This window comes from Vibrio sp. NH-7 (assembly GCF_053643215.1).
Genome location: NZ_CM132187.1, coordinates 762737 through 788654, shown reverse-complemented (window position 1 = coordinate 788654; position 25918 = coordinate 762737). Strand labels below are relative to the sequence as shown.

The 25918-nt window shown below is 48.4% G+C and carries 21 protein-coding genes; 11 read left to right on the top strand and 10 right to left on the bottom strand.

Translation table 11 applies throughout. The features are described 5' to 3' along the window. Positions 1–3 precede the first annotated feature (3 nt). Both ACUALS_RS03785 and ACUALS_RS03780 read right to left on the bottom strand, forming a co-directional pair. A complete protein-coding gene (locus tag ACUALS_RS03785) occupies positions 4–1035 on the bottom strand; it encodes a TRAP transporter substrate-binding protein (protein WP_038189890.1) in 1032 nt (343 codons plus the stop codon). Positions 1036–1337: 302 nt separating this feature from the next. Then, positions 1338–2777: an NAD-dependent succinate-semialdehyde dehydrogenase gene (locus ACUALS_RS03780; RefSeq protein WP_454448897.1), complete on the bottom strand. Its 1440-nt coding sequence runs from the start codon at positions 2775–2777 to the stop codon at positions 1338–1340. Between the two features lie 153 nt (positions 2778–2930). On the opposite strand from ACUALS_RS03780, the gene ACUALS_RS03775 reads away from it, so the two are divergent. Further along, positions 2931–3863, top strand: coding sequence for a LysR family transcriptional regulator (locus ACUALS_RS03775; protein WP_038215375.1), 933 nt, complete (start codon positions 2931–2933; stop codon positions 3861–3863). Positions 3864–3937: 74 nt separating this feature from the next. Here ACUALS_RS03775 and lhgO read toward each other — a convergent pair whose 3' ends face one another. Continuing rightward, complete coding sequence (gene lhgO / locus ACUALS_RS03770) at positions 3938–5200, bottom strand: L-2-hydroxyglutarate oxidase (RefSeq protein WP_454448896.1); 1263 nt, start codon at positions 5198–5200, stop codon at positions 3938–3940. A gap of 106 nt (positions 5201–5306) precedes the next feature. Further along, complete coding sequence (gene glaH, locus ACUALS_RS03765; protein ID WP_454448895.1) at positions 5307–6266, bottom strand: glutarate dioxygenase GlaH; 960 nt, start codon at positions 6264–6266, stop codon at positions 5307–5309. Positions 6267–6432: 166 nt separating this feature from the next. Here glaH and ACUALS_RS03760 point away from each other — a divergent pair, with 166 nt between their 5' ends. Together ACUALS_RS03760 and ACUALS_RS03755 are read left to right on the top strand one after the other, a co-directional pair. After that, positions 6433–7326: a LysR family transcriptional regulator gene (locus tag ACUALS_RS03760; RefSeq protein WP_005471500.1), complete on the top strand. Its 894-nt coding sequence runs from the start codon at positions 6433–6435 to the stop codon at positions 7324–7326. A 96-nt stretch (positions 7327–7422) separates the two neighbouring features. After that, complete coding sequence (locus tag ACUALS_RS03755; RefSeq protein WP_454448894.1) at positions 7423–8742, top strand: aminotransferase class III-fold pyridoxal phosphate-dependent enzyme; 1320 nt, start codon at positions 7423–7425, stop codon at positions 8740–8742. A 36-nt stretch (positions 8743–8778) separates the two neighbouring features. Here the strand turns inward: ACUALS_RS03755 and ACUALS_RS03750 are convergent, their stop codons facing one another. The 3 genes from ACUALS_RS03750 to ACUALS_RS03740 form a co-directional block, all read right to left on the bottom strand. Beyond that, the gene (locus tag ACUALS_RS03750; RefSeq protein ID WP_454448893.1) at positions 8779–9114 is read right to left on the bottom strand and encodes an ATPase; all 336 of its coding nucleotides are present in this window, start codon (positions 9112–9114) and stop codon (positions 8779–8781) included. Positions 9115–9123: 9 nt separating this feature from the next. Further along, positions 9124–11496, bottom strand: coding sequence for a S8 family serine peptidase (locus tag ACUALS_RS03745; protein WP_454448892.1), 2373 nt, complete (start codon positions 11494–11496; stop codon positions 9124–9126). 267 nt (positions 11497–11763) lie between these two features. After that, entirely contained in the window at positions 11764–13452 is a 1689-nt protein-coding gene (locus tag ACUALS_RS03740) for a methyltransferase domain-containing protein (RefSeq protein WP_454448891.1), read from the bottom strand. 165 nt (positions 13453–13617) lie between these two features. On the opposite strand from ACUALS_RS03740, the gene ACUALS_RS03735 reads away from it, so the two are divergent. Beyond that, positions 13618–14382, top strand: a complete 765-nt coding sequence (locus ACUALS_RS03735) for a 1-acylglycerol-3-phosphate O-acyltransferase (RefSeq protein WP_038189871.1) — start codon at positions 13618–13620, stop codon at positions 14380–14382. A 79-nt stretch (positions 14383–14461) separates the two neighbouring features. On the opposite strand, the gene ACUALS_RS03730 is transcribed toward ACUALS_RS03735, so the two are convergent. After that, positions 14462–15322: an MBL fold metallo-hydrolase gene (locus ACUALS_RS03730; protein WP_454448890.1), complete on the bottom strand. Its 861-nt coding sequence runs from the start codon at positions 15320–15322 to the stop codon at positions 14462–14464. Positions 15323–15436: 114 nt separating this feature from the next. Between ACUALS_RS03730 and ACUALS_RS03725 the strand changes: the two genes are divergently transcribed. From ACUALS_RS03725 to ACUALS_RS03710, 4 genes are all read left to right on the top strand, one after another. Beyond that, positions 15437–16327, top strand: coding sequence for a LysR family transcriptional regulator (locus tag ACUALS_RS03725; RefSeq protein WP_454448889.1), 891 nt, complete (start codon positions 15437–15439; stop codon positions 16325–16327). 155 nt (positions 16328–16482) lie between these two features. Beyond that, entirely contained in the window at positions 16483–17508 is a 1026-nt protein-coding gene (locus ACUALS_RS03720) for an alpha/beta hydrolase (RefSeq protein WP_454448888.1), read from the top strand. A gap of 168 nt (positions 17509–17676) precedes the next feature. Continuing rightward, on the top strand, positions 17677–18963 hold the full coding sequence (locus ACUALS_RS03715) for a hemolysin family protein (protein ID WP_454448887.1): 1287 nt from the start codon (positions 17677–17679) through the stop codon (positions 18961–18963). An 84-nt stretch (positions 18964–19047) separates the two neighbouring features. Then, positions 19048–20583 carry a bifunctional GNAT family N-acetyltransferase/carbon-nitrogen hydrolase family protein gene (locus ACUALS_RS03710; protein WP_038189859.1) on the top strand — a complete coding sequence of 512 codons (1536 nt, stop codon included), beginning with the start codon at positions 19048–19050 and terminating at the stop codon, positions 20581–20583. A 70-nt stretch (positions 20584–20653) separates the two neighbouring features. On the opposite strand, the gene ACUALS_RS03705 is transcribed toward ACUALS_RS03710, so the two are convergent. Further along, positions 20654–21922 (bottom strand): O-acetylhomoserine aminocarboxypropyltransferase/cysteine synthase family protein, encoded by a 1269-nt coding sequence (locus ACUALS_RS03705; protein ID WP_039476222.1) that lies wholly within the window; start codon positions 21920–21922, stop codon positions 20654–20656. Positions 21923–22166: 244 nt separating this feature from the next. Here ACUALS_RS03705 and ACUALS_RS03700 point away from each other — a divergent pair, with 244 nt between their 5' ends. The 3 genes from ACUALS_RS03700 to ACUALS_RS03690 all read left to right on the top strand — a co-directional run bounded on the left by ACUALS_RS03700 (position 22167) and on the right by ACUALS_RS03690 (position 24625). Further along, positions 22167–23537, top strand: coding sequence for an endonuclease/exonuclease/phosphatase family protein (locus ACUALS_RS03700; protein WP_454448886.1), 1371 nt, complete (start codon positions 22167–22169; stop codon positions 23535–23537). 135 nt (positions 23538–23672) lie between these two features. Next, on the top strand, positions 23673–23993 hold the full coding sequence (locus ACUALS_RS03695; protein WP_038215352.1) for a hypothetical protein: 321 nt from the start codon (positions 23673–23675) through the stop codon (positions 23991–23993). Positions 23994–24097: 104 nt separating this feature from the next. Beyond that, positions 24098–24625 carry a hypothetical protein gene (locus ACUALS_RS03690; protein ID WP_454448885.1) on the top strand — a complete coding sequence of 176 codons (528 nt, stop codon included), beginning with the start codon at positions 24098–24100 and terminating at the stop codon, positions 24623–24625. Positions 24626–24646: 21 nt separating this feature from the next. On the opposite strand, the gene ACUALS_RS03685 is transcribed toward ACUALS_RS03690, so the two are convergent. After that, positions 24647–25894, bottom strand: a complete 1248-nt coding sequence (locus tag ACUALS_RS03685; RefSeq protein WP_454448884.1) for a S1 family peptidase — start codon at positions 25892–25894, stop codon at positions 24647–24649. Between the last annotated feature and the right edge of the window lie 24 nt (positions 25895–25918).

Sequence of the window (25918 nt, the reverse complement as noted above, 5' to 3'; positions counted from 1 at the left end):
GTTTTAGTTATTTTGTACAATCTTAATTAGACGTTGGCTGTACTTGTCTGAATCGGCGTACTCGCTCCACAGTGAGCCTGCCGCATCGTTCCATTTCGCCACATCTTCAGCACTTGGCTCTGGGCTCCACTTCATGCCTTTCGCTTCCATATCTGCGATAGCTTGAGATTCCCACAGTCTCGACTTTGTCATCTGCTCACGAGCATGTACTGCGCTTGCCGCTCGAACGATCGCTTGTAGATCTTCAGGAAGTTTGTTCCACGCGCTTTTGTTCACCACGATTGGCAACGCCTGAGCGCCAGCAATCGGTAAGCGGTACATGTACTTCGCAACTTCGACGTGGTTACCATCTCGGTGGTCGATGAGGTTACTACCAATTGAGCCATCAATAACCCCAGTGGCTAGACTGGTGTAGATTTCACTCCAAGAAAGTGAGGCAGGTGAAGCGCCTAGATTGCGAAGGAACTTACCGTATGCCCCTGGCGCGCGGATCTTCAGCCCTTTAAACTCTTCCACGGAGTTAATCGGCTTTTTGGTTAATACGTAAACAGGCAACTGAATGTAAGGTTCTAGCCAAACAAGGTTTTGTTTGTCATAAGCCTCCTCTAAAACGTCACCCCAACCTTTTTCGTGGAATAGCGCGCTGAGTTCACCGACATCGTCCGTCATTCCCGGTAGACCAACTTCCACCACGCCGGCAGGAAACTCACCCGCATGCATTGGCTGAAAAGGCGCTCCCATGGTCATTAAGCCAGATTTCACCGAGCCAAGAACGCCAGTTTGTCCAACGCCTTCTCCGGCATACATAACTTGTACTGAGATTCGTCCGTTCGACATCGCTTCAATATTTTCCGCAAAGCTTTTATACACCTCACCATAAGCGGTACCGCGTGAATAAAGGTTTACAAAACGCCAGTTATGCTCAGCGGCAAAGGCTTGCGACGCAGTAAAAAAAGTACTGGAAATGGCCAGTGCGTACCCTGCGACCATCTTGGTAATGCTTTTAGAGTGCAGCTTGCGTAAGGTTTTAAACATGAAGGTTCTCCTTGAATTATTCCTGTTTACTCTGACTGAGTCAGGCACAGTATTGACGTGACATTTCTCTTCCTCGTTGTCACCTTGTTAGAAATAATTACAATTCATTTACATTTATTAAATTCATATTTATCCACCTAAAGTTTTACCATCATCAAACCTTTTCATTTTTGGTGCTTAACTATGCACCTGTTACAAACTACAAAAACAAAAAAAGCAGCACCGAAGTGCTGCTCAAAGCATGAACCCCAGGGGGCCTGAACAAACTAACAATGATAGGGAAACTGTTTTAAACGAGTTGATTACAACCCGTGACAGAGGTATTTGATCTCTAAATAATCATCAATACCGTATTTGGATCCTTCACGCCCGCAACCAGACTCTTTCACGCCACCAAACGGCGCAACTTCGGTTGAGATAATGCCTTCATTGATGCCGATAATGCCGTATTCCAGCGCCTCACTCACTCGCCACACACGGCTATGGTTTTGGGTATAAAAATAGGCAGCCAGACCAAATGGGGTGTCATTGGCTCGGCGGATCACATCTTGTTCATCATCGAAACGGAATATCGTAGAGACCGGGCCAAACAACTCCTGATGCGCAATATCCATCGCTTCGGTCACATTCGTTAAAATCGTCGGTAGGTAATAGTGCTCACCGACCGATGAGACCGCGCCGCCTAGCACTAACTGGGCACCTTGTTGCTGCGCCGTTGCCACCAGCTCGTCCACTTTGTCGATGGCTTTTTGATTAATCAGAGGCCCGATGTCCGTTCCTTCTGCAAGACCTTGACCAACTTTCAGCTCACTCACAGCTTGGGTATAGCGCTGTACAAATTCATCGTAAATCGCATCATGGATGTACAAACGGTTGGTACAAACGCAGGTTTGACCGGCATTACGATACTTGGAAATCAACGCACCCTGCACTGCTTTGTCTAGATCTGCGTCCTCAAAAACAATAAATGGCGCGTTACCGCCCAGCTCAAGGGAGACCTTTTTCACCGTATCAGCCGCTTGACGCAAAATCAGTTTGCCAACGGGAGTGGACCCCGTAAATGACACCTTACGAACTAAAGGATGGCAGCACAGTACCTCACCAACTTCGGCTGGGCGAGACGTGGTCACCACGTTAATCACCCCTTTAGGAATACCTACTTGCTCAGCAAGAGAAGCCATCGCCAATGCACACAACGGCGTATCTTCACCAGGTTTTACCACCACGGTACAGCCCGCCGCGAGCGCAGGGCCGACTTTGCGGGTGATCATCGCAACTGGAAAGTTCCACGGCGTAATGGCACTCACAACACCGACGGGTTGTTTTATGGTCATGTAGCGATTGTTAGGGTTGGCAGCAGGAATCACATCGCCGTACATTCGCTTCGCTTCTTCAGCGAACCATTCGATAAACGACGCGCCATACATCACTTCTCCGTAGGCTTCTTTATAAGGCTTACCTTGCTCACTAGTCAGCAACTTAGCGAGCCCATCCGCGTTTTCAACAATCAAGTCAAACCAACGTTTGAGTAATCCCGCACGATGCTTCGCCGTGGTTTTACGCCACTCTTGGAATGCCGTATGCGCTGCGTTAACCGCGGCTTCCGATTCCACTTTTCCCATATCTGGCACAGTGGTAATGACATCTCCGGTCGCGGGATTGAGTACCTCGACTCGCTTACCATCGTTAGCATCGACCCATTCTCCGTTTATCCAACCTTGGGATAGAACCAAATCTCTCATCACTTAGATTCCTACTGTTATAAATATTATCAACGTCAAAGATTAATCAATCTAAATCGCGCATAATCACCAAAACACATAACAAAATAATAACAAACAGCCGAGGTATATAAATGCCCTTGGCTAAACATGAAGTTTTATGAGCCTAAAACTATGACTAAAAACCCTTCGCCTGTCGGTCAAATTGGTGACTACGAAATCAAGCAACTCAAAATCTTTAAAGTTGTCGCAGATTGCGGTGGCTTTTCTGCGGCGGAAACCGAGCTGAATATCAGCCGCTCCACCATCAGTATCCACATTTCAAACTTGGAGTCTCGACTTAATCTCATCCTCTGCCGTCGTGGCCGTTCTGGCTTTGCGCTAACCGAAGAAGGCGTGGTTGTCTATGAAGCGACAGTCAAACTGCTCGGCGAACTGGAGGATTTTCGAAACACGATCAATCACCTAGACATACAGCTGTCAGGCAGCCTGACAGTTCTGTTTAGTGACACCATCAGTTTAGATCAACGAGCCTGCATTCCTGAGGTGGTTGGTAAGTTTTCAAAATTGGCACAAGAGGTCTATCTCACCGCCGAAGTCGCTCGGATGACAGAAATTGAGCGCATGGTAATGCAAGAAGAGGCCGATATTGGCTTTATTCCTTTTCACCGTGAGTTGGATGGATTGGAATACGAACATATCTATACCGACATTTGCTACCTCTATGCGAGTAAAGAGAATCCGTTGGCGGCGCTGTCTGATGACGAACTGACCGATGAGATCATTGACGGCTTCCCCGTCGCCTATGCCGGAATGAAAACCCAAGAGCGCATTAACGGCCATCTTGCCAATATGAACCTCAAAGCCACTGCGTACAACTATGAGTCTCGCATGGCGCTGTTGCTCTCTTCGCGCTTTATTGGTTACTTGCCAGAACACTACGCCAAACCTTACGTTGACTCTGGTGAGCTGGTAACAATCGCACCAGAGCGTCGCTACTACCACCTTGAGATCATGGCCATTACCAAAAAGACCAATGCGCTGAACAAGGTGCGCTCACTATTTATTAAGACCATGCGCGATTACTACCGCAAGCATAATAAATAGCGGTGCGCCGTGTGCACCAAAAAGCAAAAAGCCTGAAGCGATGTTCAGGCTTTTGACTCAAGGGAATTTAATCGTTATGCGACCTCTGAGATAGGCTCATTTGAATCTTGCTGAGGATTGCCTATCCCCTGTTTGGTGGCAATTTTGTCACAAATATAACCACCGATTGGAATGGCAGAGGTGGCCGCAGGCGATGGCGCATTGCAAACATGCAAGCTGCGCTCACTTTCCGCAAACAAAAAGTCATGCACTAAGGTGCCATCTTTTAACACGGCTTGTGCGCGAATACCCGCTGGGTAGGGCTGCAGATCCTCTACGGTTATCTGCGGGCAGTATTTATTAACCAGCTTTAAATAGCCCGGTTTCCACCACGAGTTTTTTGTTTCAATTAAGCCTGTTTTGAGGTGTTTGGCGCTCACTTTCCAAAATCCGCTGAAGCTCACCATGTCGAGCACATCGCGCAAGTTGAAATTAATTTTGCCGTAACCTTCACGCTTCCAGCCTTGGACCGCGTTGGGGCCAACCGTCACTGAACCATCGATCATCCGTGTTAAGTGAACACCCAAAAACGGCAAATCAGGATCAGGGATCGGGTAGATAAGGTGATTAACGATGTTGTTGTACTTCTCTGGCAAACGGTAGTACTCGCCGCGATAAGGCACAATTTGGAAATCGGTTTCGAGGCCCAGCATACGGGTTAATCTGTCGGCCATTAGCCCTGAACAAGCGACCAAGAACTGACCATGAAAATCGACGCTATGCTGCTGACACTCACCTTGAACCGTGATCAGCTCAGGCGTTTCCACCAGTCCCGTTACTTGAGTGTTGAGCTGCACTTCACCACCCGCGGCAACGAACTCCTGCGCCATTTTTTCCGTCACTTGGCGATAGTTGACAATGCTGGTGGTCGATACTGCAATCGCGCCCAAGCCCACGATGTTCGGTTCACGCCTTTTCAGCTCAGCTTGATCGATCAGTTCTACGTCTAAGCCATTTTGATGACAACGCTCGTACAGTGCTTGCATCCGCTCGACTTCTTGCTCTGAGGTTGCCACCAGCAACTTGCCACAGTTCTCCACTGGGATATCGTGTTTGGCGCAGAACTCCGTTGTCGCTGCCACGCCTGCTTTACAAAACTCTGCCTTTAAACTGCCCGGAGCATAGTAAACGCCCGCATGAATCACGCCGCTATTGTGACCAGTTTGATGGTGCGAAAAGCCCGATTCTTTTTCGATCAGCAATATCGTTTTCTCTGGATAGCGACTTTGCAACTGCCACGCTGTCGAGACACCCACAATGCCACCACCAATTACGATGTAGTCATACATTTTTTCCACGCTTACCTGCTCCTTCACTGCCGTTGTTATTGTTGTTTATAGCGAAACGGCTTCACCACTCCCCAGCAAAGCCGTTTGACTATACGCCCCGTTTAGAGGCTAGCCGCTAACGCGTAAAGTGACCGCGTTGGCGCAACAGTTCACGCTTCAACCCTTCGTGCGCGACGAACTTATCGCGACCATGCAGCCAACAGTGGTTTTGTACCACCAGCATGCTGCCAACGTTGACGCGAACATTGAAACAGTTGCTGTCACTCTCTAGTGACTCGCTCATCTGATGCAAATAGAGCCCTTGCTGCATGTTCTGTGGTTGAGCAAACTGGTCAATGAACAACATGTGCGGTTTACCATTCTTGTCCTCTTCAAAGAACACTGGATGCTCGATGGTGTAGCCAACATTTTTACTCGGTGGCGCCCCCCAAACAATGTTTTTCTTCGCCATTGGGTGATGATAAAAACGCTCAAGGTCTTGCCAATCATCCACATGAAGCAGCAGCGAGTCCCCCATTTGCATGTTCTTCTCATCCATTTTCATCATCAGGACAAAATCGGTACGCTCATTCACGTAAGTACCATCATTGTGCAGCTCCATACGACGATGCGCTTGACGCAAGTAACTATCACTGTTGTCCTCATTTTTTACTGTGAAGCGCGCGTAATATTTGCCATACATCGCGTCGAAGTTAGGAATCCCGATAAGGTGAGAAATCGCAGTGGATAAGATGACAAAGAAGTCGCGCTGCTCATCACTGTCGTCAAATGCCGCTTTCGCCTCTTCAGACGGCTCCAGTAGAAACGCGCCAGTTTCACGATCTTCCATCGTTTCGACCAAGAACTTACCAAGTTGATAATCACACGCTTTGTCCAATGCATCAGCCACTGCAAAGCGGAGAAATGGCTTGTATTCCAACGATTGCAAATTGTAGTTTTGGATTAAATCGCCAAAGGCATCCAAGGTTTCTTTGGCTAACGTCACCACTTGTAAACGTGGGCTTTCTGGGTGCAAAGAGATGGTAAACCCGCTACGTTCTTCGACGTTTTGATTAAAAACCTTCGCAATGTTCATTGTTTCACTTCCTTATTTGGCTAAGCAGCAAATCTGCCGTTGTCGTCATTTGTTGTTTTGGCTAAGCGTCGACACTTGAGTTAACAAAACTATAACGATTGCGAGATCATATTAACAATATATGGTATGTATAGTTTTCATATACAAAATAGATAGTGAGTTAATAATGGATCTCAAACGCTTGCACTATTTCAATCAACTGGCCAAGACCGGTAACTTCACCAAGGCGGCGGATCAGCTAGGGATTGCGCAGTCCGCTTTAAGTACCAGTATCAAAAAACTTGAGCAGCAGCTCGGTCTAAAACTGGTGAACCGCACCGAACGACAAATGAGCCTGACCGCCGAAGGCCAAGTGCTACTGCGCCACGCCAAAATCATTTTGGAAGATGTCGAACAAGCGGAAAAAGAGCTCCAAGAGCTCAAAGGGCTGACAAGCGGAGTGATCAAGTTTGGTGCCCCGGCAATGCTCGCCTCTTACTTTCTGCCCGATGCGTTAGAGCAGTTCAAAAAAGCCTACCCAGGTATTCAAATCAACATTCACGAGGCAGGGACCGCGACATTGGCACAAATGCTGGTTAACGGTGAGCTTGACTTGGCCCTTATTCGTGGCGATCGCGAGCACGAACAAATCCGCCAAAGTTTGCTCGCTCAAGATCAAATCGCCGCTTGTGTACCTATCTCTCACCCTTTCGCAAAGCGCAGCGCCATCACCCTTGATGAGTTTTGCCAACAACCTTTAGTGCTGTTTAAAAACGGCTACTTTTTGCGTGAAACGGTGAACAGCTATTGCCAGCAAAACAAACTCACCCCGCAAGTGCATTTTGAGACCAACCTCCCTGAACTACTCAAATCCATGGTTAGGCGCCAAGTCGGAATTGGCACCTGTCTGCCCATTTTGGTCGCCGATGATCCCGAGTTAAAAGCGATCCCATTTGACCCGCCGATCCCTTTGCAACTGGGCATTGGTTGGAAATCGAGTCACTATCTATCGACCGCCGCAAAAGCCTTTGTTGATTTTCTCCAAGGCACGCTAAAGCAAAGCGACACAGAGAAAGTTTGATGTATCTAAACCTTTATATTTATCGCGCGTGATTTTACCGCCCTACTGGCATCGATAACATCTCTGCAACATTAACAACCGCAGAGCTTGTCGAACATGGAAAGAAAAGTCAGTTACGATGCCTTCTGGATGCCATTTACCGCGAACCGTGATTTCAAACAGAACCCTCGTATCATTAATCGAGCTGAAGGCATGTATTGCTACTCAGACCAAAATACCCAACTGCTTGACGCTACCGCCGGCCTTTGGTGTGTCAACGCTGGTCATGGACGCAAAGAAATTGGCGAGGCGATGGCAAAACAAGTGGCCGAGTTGGATTACAGCTCGCCGTTTAACTTTGGTCACGACATTGGGTTTGAGTTCGCCGAGCGATTGGTTAAATACACACCGCCGGGGCTAAACAAAGTCTTCTTTACTAACTCTGGTTCTGAAGCCGTCGAAAGCGCACTAAAAATCGCACTGGCTTACCAACAAGCCAAAGGCAACACTGGAAAGTTCAAATTGATTGGTCGCGAGCTTGGCTACCATGGCGTGAACTTTGGCGGCATTTCTGTGGGAGGTTTAACACCAAACCGCAAAGGCTTTGGCCCACTGCTGCCAACCGATCATCTGGATCATACGCTCGATATTGAACGTAACGCCTTTAGCCGCGGCCTGCCTGAACATGGGGTAGAAAAAGCCGAGCAACTAGAAAGACTCATTCAGTTCCATGGCGCAGACTCCATCGCAGCCGTGATTGTTGAACCTATCTCAGGAGCGGGCGGTGTTATCCTCCCGCCAAAAGGATACCTGCGTCGTTTACGCGAAATCTGTACTCAACACGATATTGTTTTGATTTTCGATGAAGTGATTACCGGATGGGGACGCCTTGGCTCTGCATTTGCGGCCGAAGAGTTTGATGTGATTCCTGATTTGATTACCTCAGCGAAAGGCATCAGCAGTGGCGTTGTGCCACTCGGCGCGGTGTTCGCTCAAGACGAGATCTATCAAACGGTCGTCAACAGTGCCCCACTAGGCAGCGTTGAATTCTTCCATGGTTACACCTATTCCGGTCATCCGGTAGCTTGTGCAGCGGGTTTGGCGACGCTCGATATCTACGAGCAGGAAGGGCTACTTAATAGAGCCAGTGGTGAAATCGGCCAATACTTTGAGCAGGGGCTGCACTCACTTAAAGGGGTCGGCTCTATCGTCGACATTCGTAACTATGGCTTGATTGGCGCGGTACAGTTTGCCCAGCCCGCTCATGGTAAACCGATTGGTTTCGATATTTTGAAGCGTTGTTATGACAAGGGCGTTATGGTGCGCAGCATGGGTAATACCATCGCCTTGTCGCCGCCGCTTATCATCGAAAAACAGCACATCGATGTTATCGTCGACACCCTGGGTCAAGTCGCCAAAGAACTGCCAAGCGAATAGCAAGCTACAAAAAACGCCCCAAACGGGGCGTTTTGCTTATTGAGAGTACAAACTGCGGATGGGCTCAGGCTCAATGTAATCAATGAACTCACTAATGATGAGTTGATCGAGCTTATCTTTGCTCCCCTTCACCACAAACACCTCTTGCTTGCTCAGGGTTTCCACAATTTCCAGTTGATGTTGCTGAAGAAGCGCACGCGCTTGCCCTTCTTTTTCTGGATAATACTTCACAAAGAAACGAGGCATTTGCTGCTCAGCCTCTGCGACGCGGTCATCCACCGGAGGAAACGCCGAGTTGCCCGCGACAACCAATGTCGTTACACCACCAGCAAGCACCATAAACAGCGCACTTGCCACGATTTGCTTCTTCATATTGACTCCTTACTGAAAGGATAGTGTCCAACTGTTGATCGTACCGGTATCTTGGCGAGCACTGTCGACTGCTTTAAGCTCCCACTTACCTTTGGATTCAAAGCCAGTGAAATCCACTTGGTAGCTGGTGTTAATATCGTTTGCCGAGCCACCCGTATTTTCGTGTAGCACCACTTGACCGCCAGTTGGCGACGTCAGCGTTACTTTAAGGTCACCAATGTAGCTGTGGCTAATATCAACATCAATCGAAACCGTGCCTGAATCGCCCGAGCGCAGAACATCAATATCGCTAACAACACCTAACGCACTGTTATCTGGGATGCTCACCGCGTTGGTATTGCTGTAGCTTGATGGCGCTTCACCACCAGAGTTTCCACCGCCCGTACTGCCATTGTGAGTGGCCGTTAACGTCGCGCCAGAATAGGCAGAGTAACCATCAATCAGAACTTGATAAGTGCCTGCTGACGTCACATTCAGCGTACAGCTCTCGTTGTTACCACTTTCCCATGAACGACAATCGTAGGTGCGCGTTGTTGGCGTGCCTTCAAAGCGTACGTACATGTCTGCATCACCACTGCCGCCTGCTAGCGTAAAGCTGGCTTGCGTGGCATCGGCTGGAACGTCAAAGGTAAATAAGATGCCTGATTTAGATGCGCCTGATAGCGGGCCTTTTGCAACACCGTTTTCCAAAACATTGTCCGTTTGACCACCATCTGGACCATTACAGCCCGCGTCTAAATAGGTCTTGGCGGCATCAGCATTCACTAGACCATAGCCGGTGCGGTTATCACGACCTGCGACATCAATATCCGTCGCACTCGCGGTTAGCGCTTTACGTACTTGCTGCGCCGTACAGGTTGGGTGGTAGCTCCATACCAAGCCAGCAACACCCGCCACGTGCGGCGTTGCCATTGATGTACCGTTGTAGTACTCGTAATCTTCTCCTGTCGTCGTAGATACCGCCACCTCTTGACCTACTTGGCCAGCAAGCTCAAGACCAAACGCTCGGTCAACCGTAACCGACACCAAGCGGTAGCGATCGTAATCATCGAGTACAAATGGGTTCTGTAGACCTGGCAAATCAGCGTTACTGTAAACAATCGCCGCTTTCGCCCCCGCGTTGTAACACGCTTTGACAGGATCGATTTCCGGGCGAACGCCGCTACGTTGGTTTTCGATACGTTCAGTCAAACAGACTTTGTCGCTCATATCACCACAGTTGTAACTGCCCGATGAGATATCACAACTTGCCAGCGCGCCAGTCACGCTGCCAGCAACAGGATCCGACACGTAGCTGCCCGATGTTTTGCTCTTACGGTTATGCGGCACCACACCGCGATCAAAGTTGCTCACACCGCCGATGGTAATGTCAGAAAGTACACCCTCGCCAACCGTAACGGTCGACAGTACCGCCACACCCGGAGCTGCGATGTCGACTTGGTCAGTCGCTTGAGAGAAGGCCGCGTGATCGTTATTAGTATCGACCGCTGCAACTGACATCACCGCATCGTAAGATGCAGGATAGCTGTGTGCGGTATTACCAGAGTTACCCGCCGCCGCGATCAGCAATACGCCTTGGTCATACAGATCTTGCAGCGCGTTTTGTTCCGTGCGGCTCGACTGACTGCCCCCTAGGCTCATGTTGACCACATCGGCATTGTTGTCCGCACAGGTTTGAATCGCTTTAACTAGGCTTGACGAATAGCCCCAACCCGATTCATTGAACACTTTTACAATGTGCAGATTAACGTTTTGATTTGGCATCACGCCTTTCACACCTTCCGTGTTAGCGATAGCCGCGATGGTGCCCGCAACGTGAGTGCCGTGCGCATTGTTATTACCTGGAGAACTCCAAGAGCCCGTGCCGCTGTCGTTAGTTCCAGTCACACGGTTACCGCTCAAATCGTTGTGGCTAAGATCATAGCCCGAGTCGATAATACACACAGTGCGATTACCCGCATTGGCGTCACTAAGAAGCTGCGCGTTCACCGCGTTAAAACCCCATGGCGTTGTCTCACTCAGTAGGTAGCGCGGCGGATCCACCTCGACATACTCGACTTGTGCATTGCCACGTAGGTTAGACACTTCACTGTCATCCATCTCAACGCTGTAAATCGTGTCTGAGCCTAGCCTTTCGACCTGACGTGCTTGCACCGCTTGCAGTACATTTTCACGCACCTCTGTTGGAGCCATTAAAGCCTCACCAGAGCGTGAAAATGGCACTGGCGCATCTTCCTTGAATTTAACGATGTATTTGGTTGGCAAGTCTGCCTCATTGAACCCCATCAGTGGTGCTGCGTTGACTGCTGATGTACTGGCCAAAGCCACTGCGATTGTTGAAAGGGCAAATAAGCCCTTGGTTTTATTATTAATGTTGTGCATCTGCTCGTTTCCTTATTGAGCTATTTTTATTCACTTTTTTGCTATGTCTAGTCATTAAAGCTGACTATGCATAAGCGCTTTAGCTATAAGGCAGATTGATAAAATCACCAAAAATTTATAGAGCAAATACACTATATCCAGACTGAATATCACCAAATAAATAAAAAGAGTGAACACTCAATAGAAAAATAAGGCTTTAAAAAGCAATTACTTAGTAACGCTAAAAGTGGGTAAATATGAACAAAGTGGGCTCAGGAGAGACGCTTATTACCACTCATTGACGAGTAAGCGGCTTTTCACGCCGCGGATTTGGAGTCCCATCGCATCAAAGACTTCCTCGAAGTCGCGACACTGAGGTGGAATATTGGGTAGAGACAAGGAGGCCTCTGAGAAAAATCGCGTTTGCTCGTTCGGAGAATCCCAAGCCGTTTGCCACCAACTGACAATACGATGCTTAGAGTCCGACAAGCGCTTCTTGGCGGGCAGGCGATCTTTTTTATCTAGGTTTTCTTTTGCTGTGGTTGGAACAAGGTTCCATCTGTCATTATTTGGCCAATGGGCGAACGGCAAGCAATGATCGACGTGATACCCTTTTGCCAGACTCGAACCACTCCAGACACTGCGAACATCGATATCGGCAACTCGCAGCTCATCAACCCTGCTTCTGACATCTTTAGTATCGTGGACTTTATCCAGCCATACCAAGCAGTCATGATAGGTTTGCAGCGTGATGTTTCGCTCTTGATTGCGACTAAATCGCTGCATCTCCATGATCCATTGATTGACTACCAGAGGTTCAATCCACGCATGGTAAAGTCGGAAACAGTCCCAAAGACTCTCATCTAAGGTAAGTACACCATAGCTTTGCAAAAACTGACTATCGATGAGGCAAGAATCAGATTTCTTGGGCGTTTTTCGATGGATGTGGAAGTAAGGATTGGAAATATCGCCGTGGTAGGTGAATTTAACAGGGCCACTCTTTAATGTGCTGATGGTGTCACGAATCGCTTTATCTAATGCTTTAGCCTCGCCATCGATAAAAAGCGCCCCAATCGCTAAATCATCCGCCGACAAGTGTGCGAGTTTGCCCCAACCATCAGGCTTCACAAAACCCAAACCTTTCGACACATCGGAGCTTTGCTGAAGGTTTTCTTTATCGATCAGACGTTTAAACTGGCGAACCCAATACAAGGCCACTAACCCCAACGGAATGGCTACTTTCCCTTCAGAGCGGTCAACCACCGCACCAGAATGCGCATCTGCAATCCGTAAAATTGTCCTTAACAGTGCTAACTTATACGTCGCCGATTTGCTGTCATTGACGATAATGTGGCGCACTTTATTCAAATCACCAGAACCGTCATCAGGCAGTGTTAAAACAACCGTCTGCCACCACACATCTTGACGGCGCATTTGGTCATCACTGTCTGAAATCTCTCGCACGAGTAAGGCGCTGTTTTTCGCTAGCCTTTCTAACTCCTCAACAGAAACAGGAAAGCTTTTACGCGTATCATCAAACTCACCATGACGAAGTGAAACCACCAACTTACCATTTGGTGCCAGCAAATTAGACAGTTTTCGAAACGCGCGCTCTCTGTGGCTGGGTGCCAAATGCATCCAAACGGCACTGACCAAAATCAGATCAAAACGCATCCCGAGGTTTTGTGTCGCCGTTAACTCTGGCAGGGCGTCATCCAACCATGTCACAGAGTGCCCCGTAAACTGATTGCCCAACTCTCTCAATGAATGACAAGGCTCAATCGCAATGACCTCACAACCTTGCTCTGCCATCCACTTCGCATCTCTTCCGCTTCCAGCGCCAACATCAAGCACCTTGTCGCCTGTCAATGGCCAGAAAGACTGCCAACTTTGATGCACGCGTTCAAACGCCACCGATTGGTATTGCTCCATCAGTTGGTTGGCATTTTGTTCGTAAAAAGAGAGAGTTGAAGACATAAATCAACATTGGTGATTAAACTCGTTGCATCATAAATCGCTTCAAAAGTGATTACCACCGACAGCTCTCAGAAAAATTGTTGCAATTTCGTTAAATAGAATTAAAACTCTAATCTTATTCCAACCCATGCGTTCTACTCGCCTAGAGCCCAGAAGGAGTTAGCTGTGCTTGCTGTTCTACGTTTAATCTTGGCTGCGGTTTTTGTGGTGTTTACCACCCTATTCGCCCTGATCTATTGTTTGTTTAGTCCAAGGAACCCAAAACACGTCTATTTCTTTTGCCGCTGGTTCAATCAACTGCACAAGATCGTGGGCTTAACGCTAATCCAAAGAGGATTAGAGAACGCGCCAACGCCAAAAAACAGTGTCTATATTTCCAACCACCAAAGCGTGTTTGATTTTGTTACGGATCCCGGAATGCTCAGACCTCGGGCGGTCTCTCTGGGTAAGCGCGATCTGCTGTGGATTCCTTTTTTTGGACAGCTTTATTGGATTACCGGCAATATTTTGATCAACCGAGAAGACAAATCCAAAGCGCGGGACACCATCAAGCAAGTCGCCGAGGCAATTCACCAACGTGACTTATCGGTGTGGGTCTATCCGGAAGGGACGCGCAGTAAAGGGCGAGGTTTACTTCCGTTTAAAACGGGGGCGTTTCGTATGGCCATTGAAGCTGGCGTGCCAATTACCCCTATGTGCACCAGCACCACGCATAACAAGATCCAACTTAATCGCGCCAACAACGGCATTGTCATCACCGAAATGTTAGCGCCCATTGATGTCTCAAACTATGAGCTACAAGATGCTCGTGCACTCGCCGATCACTGCCATCAACTTATGGCTGAAAAGATTGCGCAACTGGATGAGGAAGTCGCGCAATTAGAGGCTCAGGCGGCCAATCATAAAGAGAGCCCAAACCGCTTCGTTTGAGGGAGTCTAAGGTTAGCTCACACGTAACAAATGAATGTTCAGTCAGTGGACTCGCCGCTGACTGAACACAGAGTATCCGTTACCAACTCGCTTCTTTCATGTGAACTTTAGCGCCAAGCTCTAGGCTAAAATCGGAACCGAACTGAGGGTAATGCTTTACCATCGCGTCGATCACCTCTGCGCTATTGTCACTGCGCTTCTTCGCCGCTTCAAAACGTTCAATCCACGTATGAGTAAACGAAATCGTGCTTGCATCGAGTTTGCCGTCTTCCATCATATGACCCGGCACCACCAGCTTAGGTTTAAGGGCTTGCATCTCTTCAAGCTGAGTTAGCCAAGCATCCACTTCTTGCTGAGATTGGGTGTCTGCCATCCATACGTGCATGCCTTGCACAATGCCCACGTTACCTAAGATGGCTTTCTCGCTCGGTACCCATAAGTAAGGGCGATGAGCAAGCACACCTTCGGCATCGCGAATCTCGATAATTTTGTTGTCTACCGTAATCTGACGCGCATTAATCGCAGTTGGTAACTTAGGATTCTCTGGCGCATTTAACCCCATTTTTGGCCCCCAGAAGCTCACTTTGGTTTCGAGCTTTTTGGCAATCGCCTCTCGAACCGCCGGAGTGGTGATCACGTTCGCTTCAGGGAATATCTCAAGCAGCTGAGACGCGCCAAAATAGTAGTCAGGATCCGCTTGGCTGATGAATATTGTTTTCAATGGTTTGCCCGCATCCATCACTTTGGCCGCAATACGCAGTGCATCGGCGCGAGTAAAACCAGTATCAATCAGCAGAGTTTCCGTCTCGCCGATAACGAGCGTCGATGTCACGTTGAAGCTGTTCTCGTCGGCGTTGTAGACGTCAAACGTGAGATCACCTTTCGCCATGGCCGCCTGAGAAGTCGCAAGGAGTAGTGCTAAAGTGGTGATGTTTTTCATAGTCTGTGTCCTAATTCGAAGGTTTTCTGTTCAGTCGTCGTCATAGTAGCGACTGGTTTTATTTCGAAATAGAGCCTATTCTTTGCATCATTATTTCTTAATTCGAGCAAGTAAATGGATAAACTGACCGCCGCTAAAGTGATGCTAGACGTCGCTCAAACAGAAAGTTTTACTGCCACAGCCGAAAGGCTAGAGATGTCTCGGCCTATGGTGACTCGCTACGTGGAAGCAGCTGAAAACTGGTTGGGCGCACGCTTGCTACAGCGCACTACAAGAAAAGTCTCTTTAACCAGCGCAGGAGAGCAGTTGCTACCGAACTTGCAGCACTGGGTTGAGCAAGCGCAGCAAATGGAAGAGAGCTTGATGCCATCGCAAGCCGTCACAGGTTACGTGCGCTTGTCGGTGAGTATGTCTTTTGGATTTTCTCAATTGATGCCTGCACTGCAAGCATTTCGCCAACGCTATCCCGGCATTAAGCTAGACATTGATGCCCAAGATCGTGCGGTAGATATGGTGGCAGAGCGCATTGATTTGGCGATTCGCACCACCAATGAGCCTAACCCTGCTTTGATTGGTCGTCCGTTTTCAGTGTGCTATTCAAAGCTGGTGGCCGCGCCCGAGTATTTGGCCTGCCATGATCCAATTACTCACCCTCAAGACTTAACCCGTCACGCTTGTTTGGGCTATAAGAATTTTGGTCGTCAGATCTGGCAGCTCACACAAGGAGAACAGCAGCACGATGTCGAGGTGAACTGTGACGTGACCGCCAATGAAGCAACGGTGTTACTGCATGGCTCTTTGGCGGGCTTGGGCATCTCGATGCAGCCGGACTACTTGGCTCAAGAGTGGATTGACCAAGGTAAACTGGTTTGGGTATTGCCTGAATGGCAGTTGATGACTTTGCAAATGTACTTACTTTATCCGTCACGCAAACATCTCTCACCGCCGGTACGAGCACTGATCGACTTTATCATCGACCACTTTAAAACACGCAGCTCACGGTAATCGAATTCGAGCGCTTCTCTGGGTCTCACAGAATCAATATGACAAACAACGCAATTACCTAAAGATATTGTTTGGTTTCCAATTTTTGTGACAGCAGGATTACCGCGACACCTTCCACAATTAAGCTGTGAAAAACCAACAATAAAGGTGTGGCTATGAGTGATATGAGCAGCAATTTTGTTATCAGTGTTCGTAACGTAAAAGGTAAAGGGGAACAGGCGGAGTTTGGTAATGAGCCCGGGACAACCCGTTACTTGGAAGTACCTGATGGGCAGTCCCCTCACCCTCAACAGCACAGGCTGACACGAACCGAGTGGCTAGAACGCTTGTTAATAAGGGCCCGCACAGGCCAGCACGACACCATTGAGAAATCGCCCGTTTCAGGCTACACCATTGGCGATATTCTTATCTTTGTTCACGGGTACAACAATTCGATTACCGCCATCATGCATCGACATGACTTGCTGCAAAAAAGGTTGCGAGAGGTCGGTTATAAAGGCGCTATCGTTAGCTTCGATTGGCCAAGTGCGCAATGCACCCTTAACTACGCTGAAGATCGCTGCGACGCCAAGCAGACCGCACTAAAGTTAGTCAAAGACGGTATCGTAGTGTTAGCGAAAAACCAACTGGAGCAAGACAGAAACCACTGCGATATTGATGTCCACCTGCTTGGTCATTCCACTGGCGCTTACGTCATTCGTGAGGCCTTTTATGAAGCCAAGTTCGATCGCTATTTGCAACGCATTAAATGGAACGTCAGCCAAATCGCTTTGATTGGTGGCGATATCGCACGTAAATCCACGCACCGAAAAGATGGCAAATCTCAAGCCCTCTTTGAACACGCCATTCGTATCACTAACTACCAAAATCCGCACGACAACGCACTGAAGATCTCGAACATAAAACGGCTCGGTGCCGCCCCGAGAGTCGGCCGTGTGGGACTTGATGACAGCGCCCCCGACAACTTGGTCAATGTCCGAGTGGATCGTCACTGGAAGCAACTCGACGAAGATAAAAGCGCCGTTCACCCAGACGCCAATTGGACACATTCTTGGCATTTTGACGACAAACAGTTTGCTCGCGATCTGCTGTTTACTTTGCAAGGGGATGTTGACCGAGCCAGTATCGAGACTCGTGAAAAGATCGATGGTGAGTTGCACCTCAAAGTGAGCGAGCAATAATGAAGATTCGACCTACCGACCACAAGGTAGGTCGAAACTTGGCTCAAACTTTCAATCAGAATATCCTATCGTCACCGTAAAAATATTTAGCGTTATCGTGGACTTATTGCCTATCTTTTATAGGTTGCTCTCGTTATCCTGACGACGTGTTTATTACTGGAACAATCAATGGATATTTTCATACTGGTGGGGCTTATCACCCTTAACGGCATTTTTGCCATGTCAGAACTGGCGCTCGTCGCAGCAAAATCAAGCCGCTTGAAAAAGCTCGCTGAAACGCAACCCTCCGCACAACTCGCATTAGAGCTAAAGAACAACCCAACCCGATTCCTCTCTACAATTCAAATCGGTATTACCGCGATCGGTATTTTGAGCGGTATTTTCGGTGAGGCGACCTTATCTGCCCCGTTTGCAATTTGGTTGACATCACAAGGGCTTGAAGCCGAACTCGCTTCTATTGTTGCGACCGCGAGTGTGGTTATTTTGATCACCTACTTCGCCATTGTGGTCGGTGAGTTGGTACCGAAACGCTTCGCACAAAGGAACGCCGAATACATCGCGGTGATCGTGGCTTACCCTATCCACTGGCTGGCGATATTGACCACTCCGTTTGTGGTGCTGCTAAGCCGCTCGACCGACGCTCTGTTAACGCTGCTGCGTCAAAACGGAGATGACAGCGATCAAGTCACTGAAGAAGACATCGTCGCCTTGGTGACAGAAGGGTCAGAGTCTGGAGCGATTGAACCGCAAGAGCAGCAAATGATCAGCAATCTGCTCCACCTGAATGACCGCTTAGCGACGTCACTAATGACGCCGCGCTGCGATATTGAATATCTGGATGTCAGCCAGCCGATTGAACAGGTTCTCAAACAGATGCGCCAAACTCAGCACTCCGTTTGGCCTTTGGTTCACGGCAGTTTAGATAACATCATAGGAACGATTTCATCCAAAGTGCTGCTCGATCAATATGACGAGCTCTCCATCACCACCATAGTGAAACAAGCTCGCCGACCACGTTATGTGCCAGAGTCTATCAAAGGCTTACCACTGCTGAACGATATGCAGAAAAGCAACAGTGAGATGGCATTTATCGTCGACGAATACGGCGATGTTCAAGGCTTAGTTACCCACTACGATTTGCTCGAATCGATTGCTGGCGAGCTGGGCATGACTCCACTGCACTCGTGGGCAAAACAGCAACATGATGGCAGTTGGTGGATGGATGCCTTGATTCCACTCAATGAGCTTAAGCATCGCTTAGAAATCAGTGTTATTGAGGGCGAAGAGACAGAAGGCTTCCAAACACTGAACGGATTGTTGACTTGGATGATCGGTCGAGTACCAGATGTAGGCGAGTGCATTCGCTATCAAGAATGGCAGTTTGAGATCATCAAGGTCGATAACAACCGGATTCTTCAGGTCAAAGCGACGCGAGCCGATACCCTCCCAGAGTAACGCCTTTCCTTCATTCAGGCTCATTAAGCATTGAGCCTGAATGTGTTAGGCTTATGTTAATGCTGTAAAAAATGGAACACTGTTATGGACAACACGACGCCAAAACTTTCTCTACGAACCATCGAGAAAGAGGACTACCCAGAAATTGCCGAGCTCATGGATCTCGTCTTCCCAGATGTTGGAGGCGCTTGGCCACGCAGTACCATCATGGAATTGATTCGCCAGTTCCCTGATGGGCAAGTGTGTATCGAGGATAATGGAAAGATCGTTGGCGCCGCTCTGACTATCAAAGTCGACTACAATCGCTTCTCTTTGCCGCACGTTTACACCGACATCATTGATGAAAACAATGTCATCCAAAACAACCCGAAAGGCGATGCCATGTATGGCTTGGATGTCTTCGTTCACCCTGATTATCGCGGGCTCAGATTAGGACGCCGTCTCTACGACGCACGTAAAGAGTTATGTCGCAGTAAAAACTTTAAAGCGATTCTCACAGGCGGCCGTATTCCTAATTATCAGGAGCACGCTGATTCACTGACGGTTCCAGAATACATCGACAAAATAAAACGTCGTGAGCTGCATGATCCTATCTTGTCGTTCCAACTGGCGAACGATTTCGACGTCAAACGCTTGATGCGCAACTACCTGCCCGAAGACGACGCCTCGCAAGGTTACGCAACCTTGCTTGAGTGGGATAACTTCTTTTATGAAGAAGACATTCAGTCTGTACACGATATCGAAAAGACGTTAGTTCGCATTGGGGTGGTGCAATGGCAAATGCGCGCCATGCGAGACTTGGATGACTTGATGGATCAAGCGGAGTTCTTTGTGACCTCGCTATCTAACTACAAAGCGGACTTCGCCCTCTTCCCCGAATTTTTTAATGCACCGCTGATGGGTATGCAAAAAGGTCAAAACTCTGTAGAGGCGATTCGCTTCCTTGCCCAATTTAGTGAAGAGATCAAAAACCGATTTTCACAAATGGCGGTGACCTACAACATCAACATCATCGCGGGTAGTGTGCCGGTATTGGAGGATGACAAGCTCTACAATGTCTCCTATTTGTTGCAGCGTGATGGTCACATTGAGGCGCAATACAAAATCCACATTACCCCTCATGAAGAGAAAGATTGGGTTATTGATGGTGGAGACAACGTCAAAGTGTTCGAAACCGACGCGGGTCGAATTGGTATTTTGATTTGTTACGACAGCGAATTTCCGGAACTTGGCCGCATGATGGCAGAGCAAGGCGTGCAGATCATTTTTGTCCCCTTCTGGACAGACACCAAAAATGGTTATCAACGAGTCAGAATCTGTTCTCAAGCAAGGGCAATTGAAAACGAATGTTATGTGGCGATTGGTGGTAGTGTGGGCAACCTACCGCGCGTGGACAACGTTGATATTCAGTACGCGCAATCGGCGGTCTTCTCACCTTCTGACATCTACTTCCCCCACGATGCCACGCTCACAGAGGCCAGTGCCAATACTGAAATGATCATCTTTGCCGATGTCGATCTTACTAAGCTCAAGCAGCTCAATACCGAAGGCTCGGTCACCAACCTGAAACACCGACGTCATGATATTTATGGCTCTTTCATCAAGCCAACCAACGAGTAAGCCCAAAGGTCACTAGGGTAAAATAAAAAACGGCGCTGACAATTTCAGCGCCGTTTGCTGTTTATGACCGTTAAGCGTTTAAGGCTTGCTCTAGGTCAGCGATGATGTCATCTATGTGCTCAATGCCCACTGACAGGCGAATCATCTCTGGTGAAACGCCCGCTTGTTTTTGCTCCGCCTCACTCAATTGACGGTGCGTGGTAGACGCCGGGTGGCAAGCCAATGATTTAGCATCACCAATGTTGACCAAACGCTTGAAGATTTGCAGCGCATCATAGAAGCTGACGCCAGCATCATAGCCACCTTTCAAACCAAACGAGAGAATCGCAGACGGCTTGCCCTGCATATATTTTTCCGCCAGTGGGTAGAACTCGGAGCTCGGTAATCCCGCGTAGCTCACCCAACTGACTTTGTCATGCTGCTCAAGGTACTGCGCCACTTTCATGGCGTTTTCAGTGTGTCGTTCCATGCGCAAAGATAAGGTCTCTAAACCTTGCATCAACATGAACGCATTCATTGGCGATAACGCCGCACCGGTATTTCTTAACGGAACCGTGCGTGCACGACCAATAAACGCCGCCTCACCGAATGCCTCAGTGTAGACCACACCATGATACGAAGGCTCTGGTTGATTAAAGACCGGGAATCGTTCTTTGTGCTCCGCCCATGGAAACTTACCGGAATCGATAATAATGCCGCCTAGCGTGGTGCCATGGCCGCCCACGTATTTAGTCAATGAGTGAACAACAATATCCGCACCAAACTCTATCGGTTTGCACAGCGCAGGAGTGGCTACAGTATTATCAACAATCACAGGAACGCCTTGTGCGTGCGCCAACTCCGCCACTCGCTCTAGATCAATGATATTGCCAGCGGGGTTGCCGATACTTTCACAGTACACCGCTTTGGTATTCTCATCGATAAGTTCAGCCAAACTTTCCGGCTTATCGTCTTTGGCAAATTTCACCTTGATGCCTTGGTTTGGCAGCATGTGGGCAAACAACGTATAGGTACCACCATATAGCTGCGGCGTTGAGACGATATTATCCCCCGCTTGTGCTAGCGTGAGAATTGCGTAGTTAATCGCGGCGCTGCCTGCACTAACAACCAAACCCGCAATTCCGCCTTCTAGGGCCGCCATGCGTTTTTCCAACACATCGTTGGTTGGGTTCATGATTCGGGTGTAGATATTGCCAGGAACTTCGAGGTTAAATAGGTCAGCACCATGTTGTGCATTGTCAAACTCGTAGGCAACCGTTTGATAGATGGGCGTCGCGACTGATTTGGTGGTTGGGTCTGTCTCATAGCCAAAATGGATAGATAGCGTTTCGTCTTTCATGCGCTTTCCTTGCTTGTTATCGGTGAAATAGTGTCCAACCAATTAACCCGATAAAAACCAAGCATGCTGATTATTAATGCAAATATGGGCGGTGAATCACATTCATTTTTTTATGCACCTTGAGACTGTGCTCATAAATCCTGCAAACGGTCGACAGAACAATTACACCGCGACTCGGGTCACTTTACATTTAGGGTATTCACACTACCATTCCTTTGATATTCATAACCAGAATGCTTCTTAGATGAAAAAGCTAACAACTCCTTTGGCTCTCGCCATTAGCGCAACACTGCTAACTGGCTGCGGCGCTATGACCACCCAAACGACCGAGTCCCCAATGACTGAAGTAACCATCGCGACTTACAACCTCTCTTTCGACCGAGCGACCTTCGAAGACTTAGTGAAAGAGATGCAGATCGAACCTAAGCAACAAACGGCTTTAGTTACTCGCTACCTTGATGGCTCGATCAGTGAGGAAGACAAGCAAACGGCTGAGAAAGTCATTCAGATTCGCAACGTTGCGGCAATCATCCAGAAAAACCGCCCTGATGTGATCATGATGGCTGAATTCAACAACGACGGTGCCGGCGAAGATAAAGCCGCGCTTATTGGTTTTCAAACCAACTACCTGTCAGTTCCGCAAAGCAGTGAGGGCGCGGGCGGCCAACCTAACCTAACCGCTATTGAGTACCCGTTTTTTGAATCTTACGCGACTAACACGGGGTTATTGAGCGATCTCGACTTGGACAACAATGGCAAGAAAGGTCAACTGCCAGGCGATGCATGGGGCTTTGGTTTTTACCATGGCCAATACGCGTTCGCTTTAATGTCCAAGTATGAGATTGACACTGAAAACACGCGTACTTTCCAAGAGTTCAAATGGAAAGATCTCGCCGGTGCAACGATCCCAACCATCACCAAATGCAATGATAAGTACAATAAGATCCCGCAAGGCATGAAATGTGGTGATCCTTGGTACAGCGACGAAGAGTGGCAACAGGTTCGTCTCTCGTCGAAAAACCACGTCGATGCGCCAATCATTATCCCAACTGACAAGGGCGACCAAGTGGTTCACCTATTGATGTCACACCCAACACCACCTGTGTTCGATACTGGCAAAAACCAGATGCAAAACGCAGCTGAAGTCGCCTTCTGGCATCAATACATTCAAGGTAAGCCATACTTCTATGACGATGCGGGTAACACGGGCGGTCTGGAAAAGGGCAAACACTTTGTGATCATGGGTGACCTAAACCTCGACCCTGTAGCTGGCGACGGAGTAAGCTCGGTGATGCAAACGCTGCACAATGACCCATTGCTCAATCAAAAAGTGATGAATGGTGAGCTCTACCCATCAAGCCAAGGCGCGGTCAAACACATCGAAGCAAGTGGTAAGCGCCATCCAAAGCCTGAACATGTGACCTCAACCTTCGGGTTAGGAGTGGATTACGCAATGCCATCTGCAACGCTAAACGTGATCGACTCGGGCGTATACTGGTCGACGCCAACGGAAGAAAGCTATCGTCTGTTTAACGACAAACGTGTCGGCAAATATGGCAATGGAAAAGATGTTTCTTCAGATCACCGCATGATTTGGGTGAAGGCCAAGTTCTAATCTGAACAAGCCCTACTGCATAGGTAGGGCTTACTTTTCCTGACACGTAAGCAAAAGTAAGTGATTTAAATATCAATTATAAATTCCGCTATAGTCCGTTCCTGATTTTCGACCAACAACCATCGGGAAAGCACTATGATTACCTTCACGAATGACTCTCTGCTGACTATGTGTCGTTACTTGCAGGATGAAACCTTTCCATCTGAAACGACCTATCTGTTCAACGATGGTATCCAACTTAGAACCGTGGCTAACTTCAAAGCGATTGAACAGTACTTTGAAGGAGCAGGCATGCTCAGCTCTATCACGACAGGCTATACGCTGACGTTTGAATCTGGCGAAGAGATCCAATTCAAAATAAAAGATAACCAACTGGTGTTGGCTCAAACTAACTTACCTGCGAAAGCAAAAACCGATCATGGTGTGCACCACTCGGTATCTCAATACATGTTCTAAAGACGTGTATCTGGCTTCTAGGCGCATTTTGCAACCGGCCTCGTCGCACTCTTGCTTTGCGCCTTTTATACTAGGGCTTTGATATAGCCAGACCACAACGCACAATGAACCCACAACTTTCGATTCCTTTGTTTGACTTTTGTCATACCCCCAACACGCCTTTACTCACTCAAGATTCAGCCAACTCCACAGTTGCAAAACACAGCCAAGACATCGAACTACTGAAAACGTCACTGAACGAGCTTCCCCACTTAGCCGGACACCTTTTCTTGTCAGTTCCAGTGCCAAACTCGTCTGAAAACGTGGATTGCGTGGTTCTCTATCGCGGTTTGATTTTCGTGCTATTAATTGATCACGTCAGTCACGATTACGATTGTGCCAAAGCCGACCAAGTCCATCACTTTGCTCGCCAGTTCAAAGAGCAGCATCAACCAAGTCGAGACAAGTTCATCATTCCAGTTCTGGTAACACCAAAAGCTCAGCCCCAAGCCAGCCCAATTCATGTGTCTGAAGATTTAGTCGCCAACACGCTTTGCGATACGGGCGAACATTTGGCAGCGCTATTAGAGCATTTTTCAAATCAATATAAAGATGATGAGATCTTGGCTGAGACTTGGCTTGCGGAGCGGTAACTTGCTCAGTTTTCACAAACCTTAGCTCTTGGGTGCTGGGAGCCGATAACGACGGTAAAACATCAAGCTCAGCCCAATCATGGTTAACCACCCGTTGCTGCCACCACTGCTTGAGCCCGAATCGCAACCAAGCTGCGCCGTCCCACTGCCCACGCCGATATTGGCACTGCCCGAACAGTTGGGCGAGGTTTCAGGTGTGGTGCTGCCTTCTTCTGCCTCTTCATCGGGGGTATCGCCGGGATCAGGAGTCGTGGTTGAGGTCAAAAATGTCGGCTTGATGACAGTTTGAGTCGGTGGTGTTGGCGCACTTGTGTATGTCGATATCCAAGTCAGATAGTGATTGAGATTGGTGTGCCAAGCTGGAATAGTCGCAGAACTGCATATCGTGTTGCTCACAGGGCTAGCGCTAATAATGCCAACTTGGTAAGTGTTAGAGTCAGCAGCAACAAAGGTCAAAGGGCCGCCAGGATCACCCTCACAGGCTCCGTTTCCATACGCTTCATCTTGGTCATTTGTCACGACCAACGTCGACATCGTGCATAGCTTGGTAGGATCGGTTGTCGACGCAATGTATCTGGGCGTATCACGTCCGCTCTCTAGACGAGCATAACAATCGGCGATAGGGTTAAAAGCAACGTCGACTTCATCCAATATGGTATCACTACCACCAAAAGCGGGATCCGGCTCCGAGGTGTCACCATCTCCCCAACCTGCTACTTTTACATTAGGCTGCGGGTTAGCAGGATCCCATAGAGGTCCTAGCGCGAGCAATTCAGTATATCTTGTCGAATCAACTAAAGAGATTGGGGTACCAGAGAAAGTGCGCTCAACATAAAGTAGCGCAATATCATTTTGATAAGCTGTTGTGGTTGCGCCGGCAGTCGGATAGTAATCTGGGTGTATGACAACATGCGTAACGCGATACAAATTGCCAATGGCGGTATCACTCAAATCAGCCACACCTGCTGTCACCGACAACTCTATTGGTTTCGCAACATCGTATTGCGTTATGTTCTCTGGGTTCTCTTCCGAGTCTTCTTGGCTAGAGCTTGATGCAACTAAACAGTGCGCCGCAGTCAATACCCATTGCGGAGCGATGATGGTACCACCACAAAAGTGGTCTTCAGCCTTAACACTCGCTCCCACTGATACCACATGACTGTAATCACTTGTGTACTCAATTTGGCTGACGGCATTGCCTGAAACTATCGCATAAACAGAAAGCGGCCAAAGAGAGAAAGCCACCCAGGTTAGGTGAAGTCGTGACATGTCACCTCCTTGTCCAAACTTAAC

Bases quoted from the DNA above. Each gene is read 5' to 3' on its own strand.
- ACUALS_RS03745 (WP_454448892.1), bottom strand. From the start codon at position 11,496: ATGCACAACATTAATAATAAAACCAAGGGCTTATTTGCCCTTTCAACA.
- ACUALS_RS03760 (WP_005471500.1), top strand. From the start codon at position 6,433: ATGGATCTCAAACGCTTGCACTATTTCAATCAACTGGCCAAGACCGGT.
- ACUALS_RS03755 (WP_454448894.1), top strand. From the start codon at position 7,423: ATGGAAAGAAAAGTCAGTTACGATGCCTTCTGGATGCCATTTACCGCG.
- ACUALS_RS03785 (WP_038189890.1), bottom strand. From the start codon at position 1,035: ATGTTTAAAACCTTACGCAAGCTGCACTCTAAAAGCATTACCAAGATG.
- ACUALS_RS03780 (WP_454448897.1), bottom strand. From the start codon at position 2,777: ATGAGAGATTTGGTTCTATCCCAAGGTTGGATAAACGGAGAATGGGTC.
- ACUALS_RS03705 (WP_039476222.1), bottom strand. From the start codon at position 21,922: ATGAAAGACGAAACGCTATCTATCCATTTTGGCTATGAGACAGACCCA.
- ACUALS_RS03720 (WP_454448888.1), top strand. From the start codon at position 16,483: ATGAGTGATATGAGCAGCAATTTTGTTATCAGTGTTCGTAACGTAAAA.
- ACUALS_RS03750 (WP_454448893.1), bottom strand. From the start codon at position 9,114: ATGAAGAAGCAAATCGTGGCAAGTGCGCTGTTTATGGTGCTTGCTGGT.
- ACUALS_RS03730 (WP_454448890.1), bottom strand. From the start codon at position 15,322: ATGAAAAACATCACCACTTTAGCACTACTCCTTGCGACTTCTCAGGCG.
- ACUALS_RS03700 (WP_454448886.1), top strand. From the start codon at position 22,167: ATGAAAAAGCTAACAACTCCTTTGGCTCTCGCCATTAGCGCAACACTG.
- ACUALS_RS03775 (WP_038215375.1), top strand. From the start codon at position 2,931: ATGACTAAAAACCCTTCGCCTGTCGGTCAAATTGGTGACTACGAAATC.
- ACUALS_RS03695 (WP_038215352.1), top strand. From the start codon at position 23,673: ATGATTACCTTCACGAATGACTCTCTGCTGACTATGTGTCGTTACTTG.
- ACUALS_RS03710 (WP_038189859.1), top strand. From the start codon at position 19,048: ATGGACAACACGACGCCAAAACTTTCTCTACGAACCATCGAGAAAGAG.
- glaH (WP_454448895.1), bottom strand. From the start codon at position 6,266: ATGAACATTGCGAAGGTTTTTAATCAAAACGTCGAAGAACGTAGCGGG.
- ACUALS_RS03715 (WP_454448887.1), top strand. From the start codon at position 17,677: ATGGATATTTTCATACTGGTGGGGCTTATCACCCTTAACGGCATTTTT.
- ACUALS_RS03740 (WP_454448891.1), bottom strand. From the start codon at position 13,452: ATGTCTTCAACTCTCTCTTTTTACGAACAAAATGCCAACCAACTGATG.
- ACUALS_RS03685 (WP_454448884.1), bottom strand. From the start codon at position 25,894: ATGTCACGACTTCACCTAACCTGGGTGGCTTTCTCTCTTTGGCCGCTT.
- ACUALS_RS03725 (WP_454448889.1), top strand. From the start codon at position 15,437: ATGGATAAACTGACCGCCGCTAAAGTGATGCTAGACGTCGCTCAAACA.
- ACUALS_RS03690 (WP_454448885.1), top strand. From the start codon at position 24,098: ATGAACCCACAACTTTCGATTCCTTTGTTTGACTTTTGTCATACCCCC.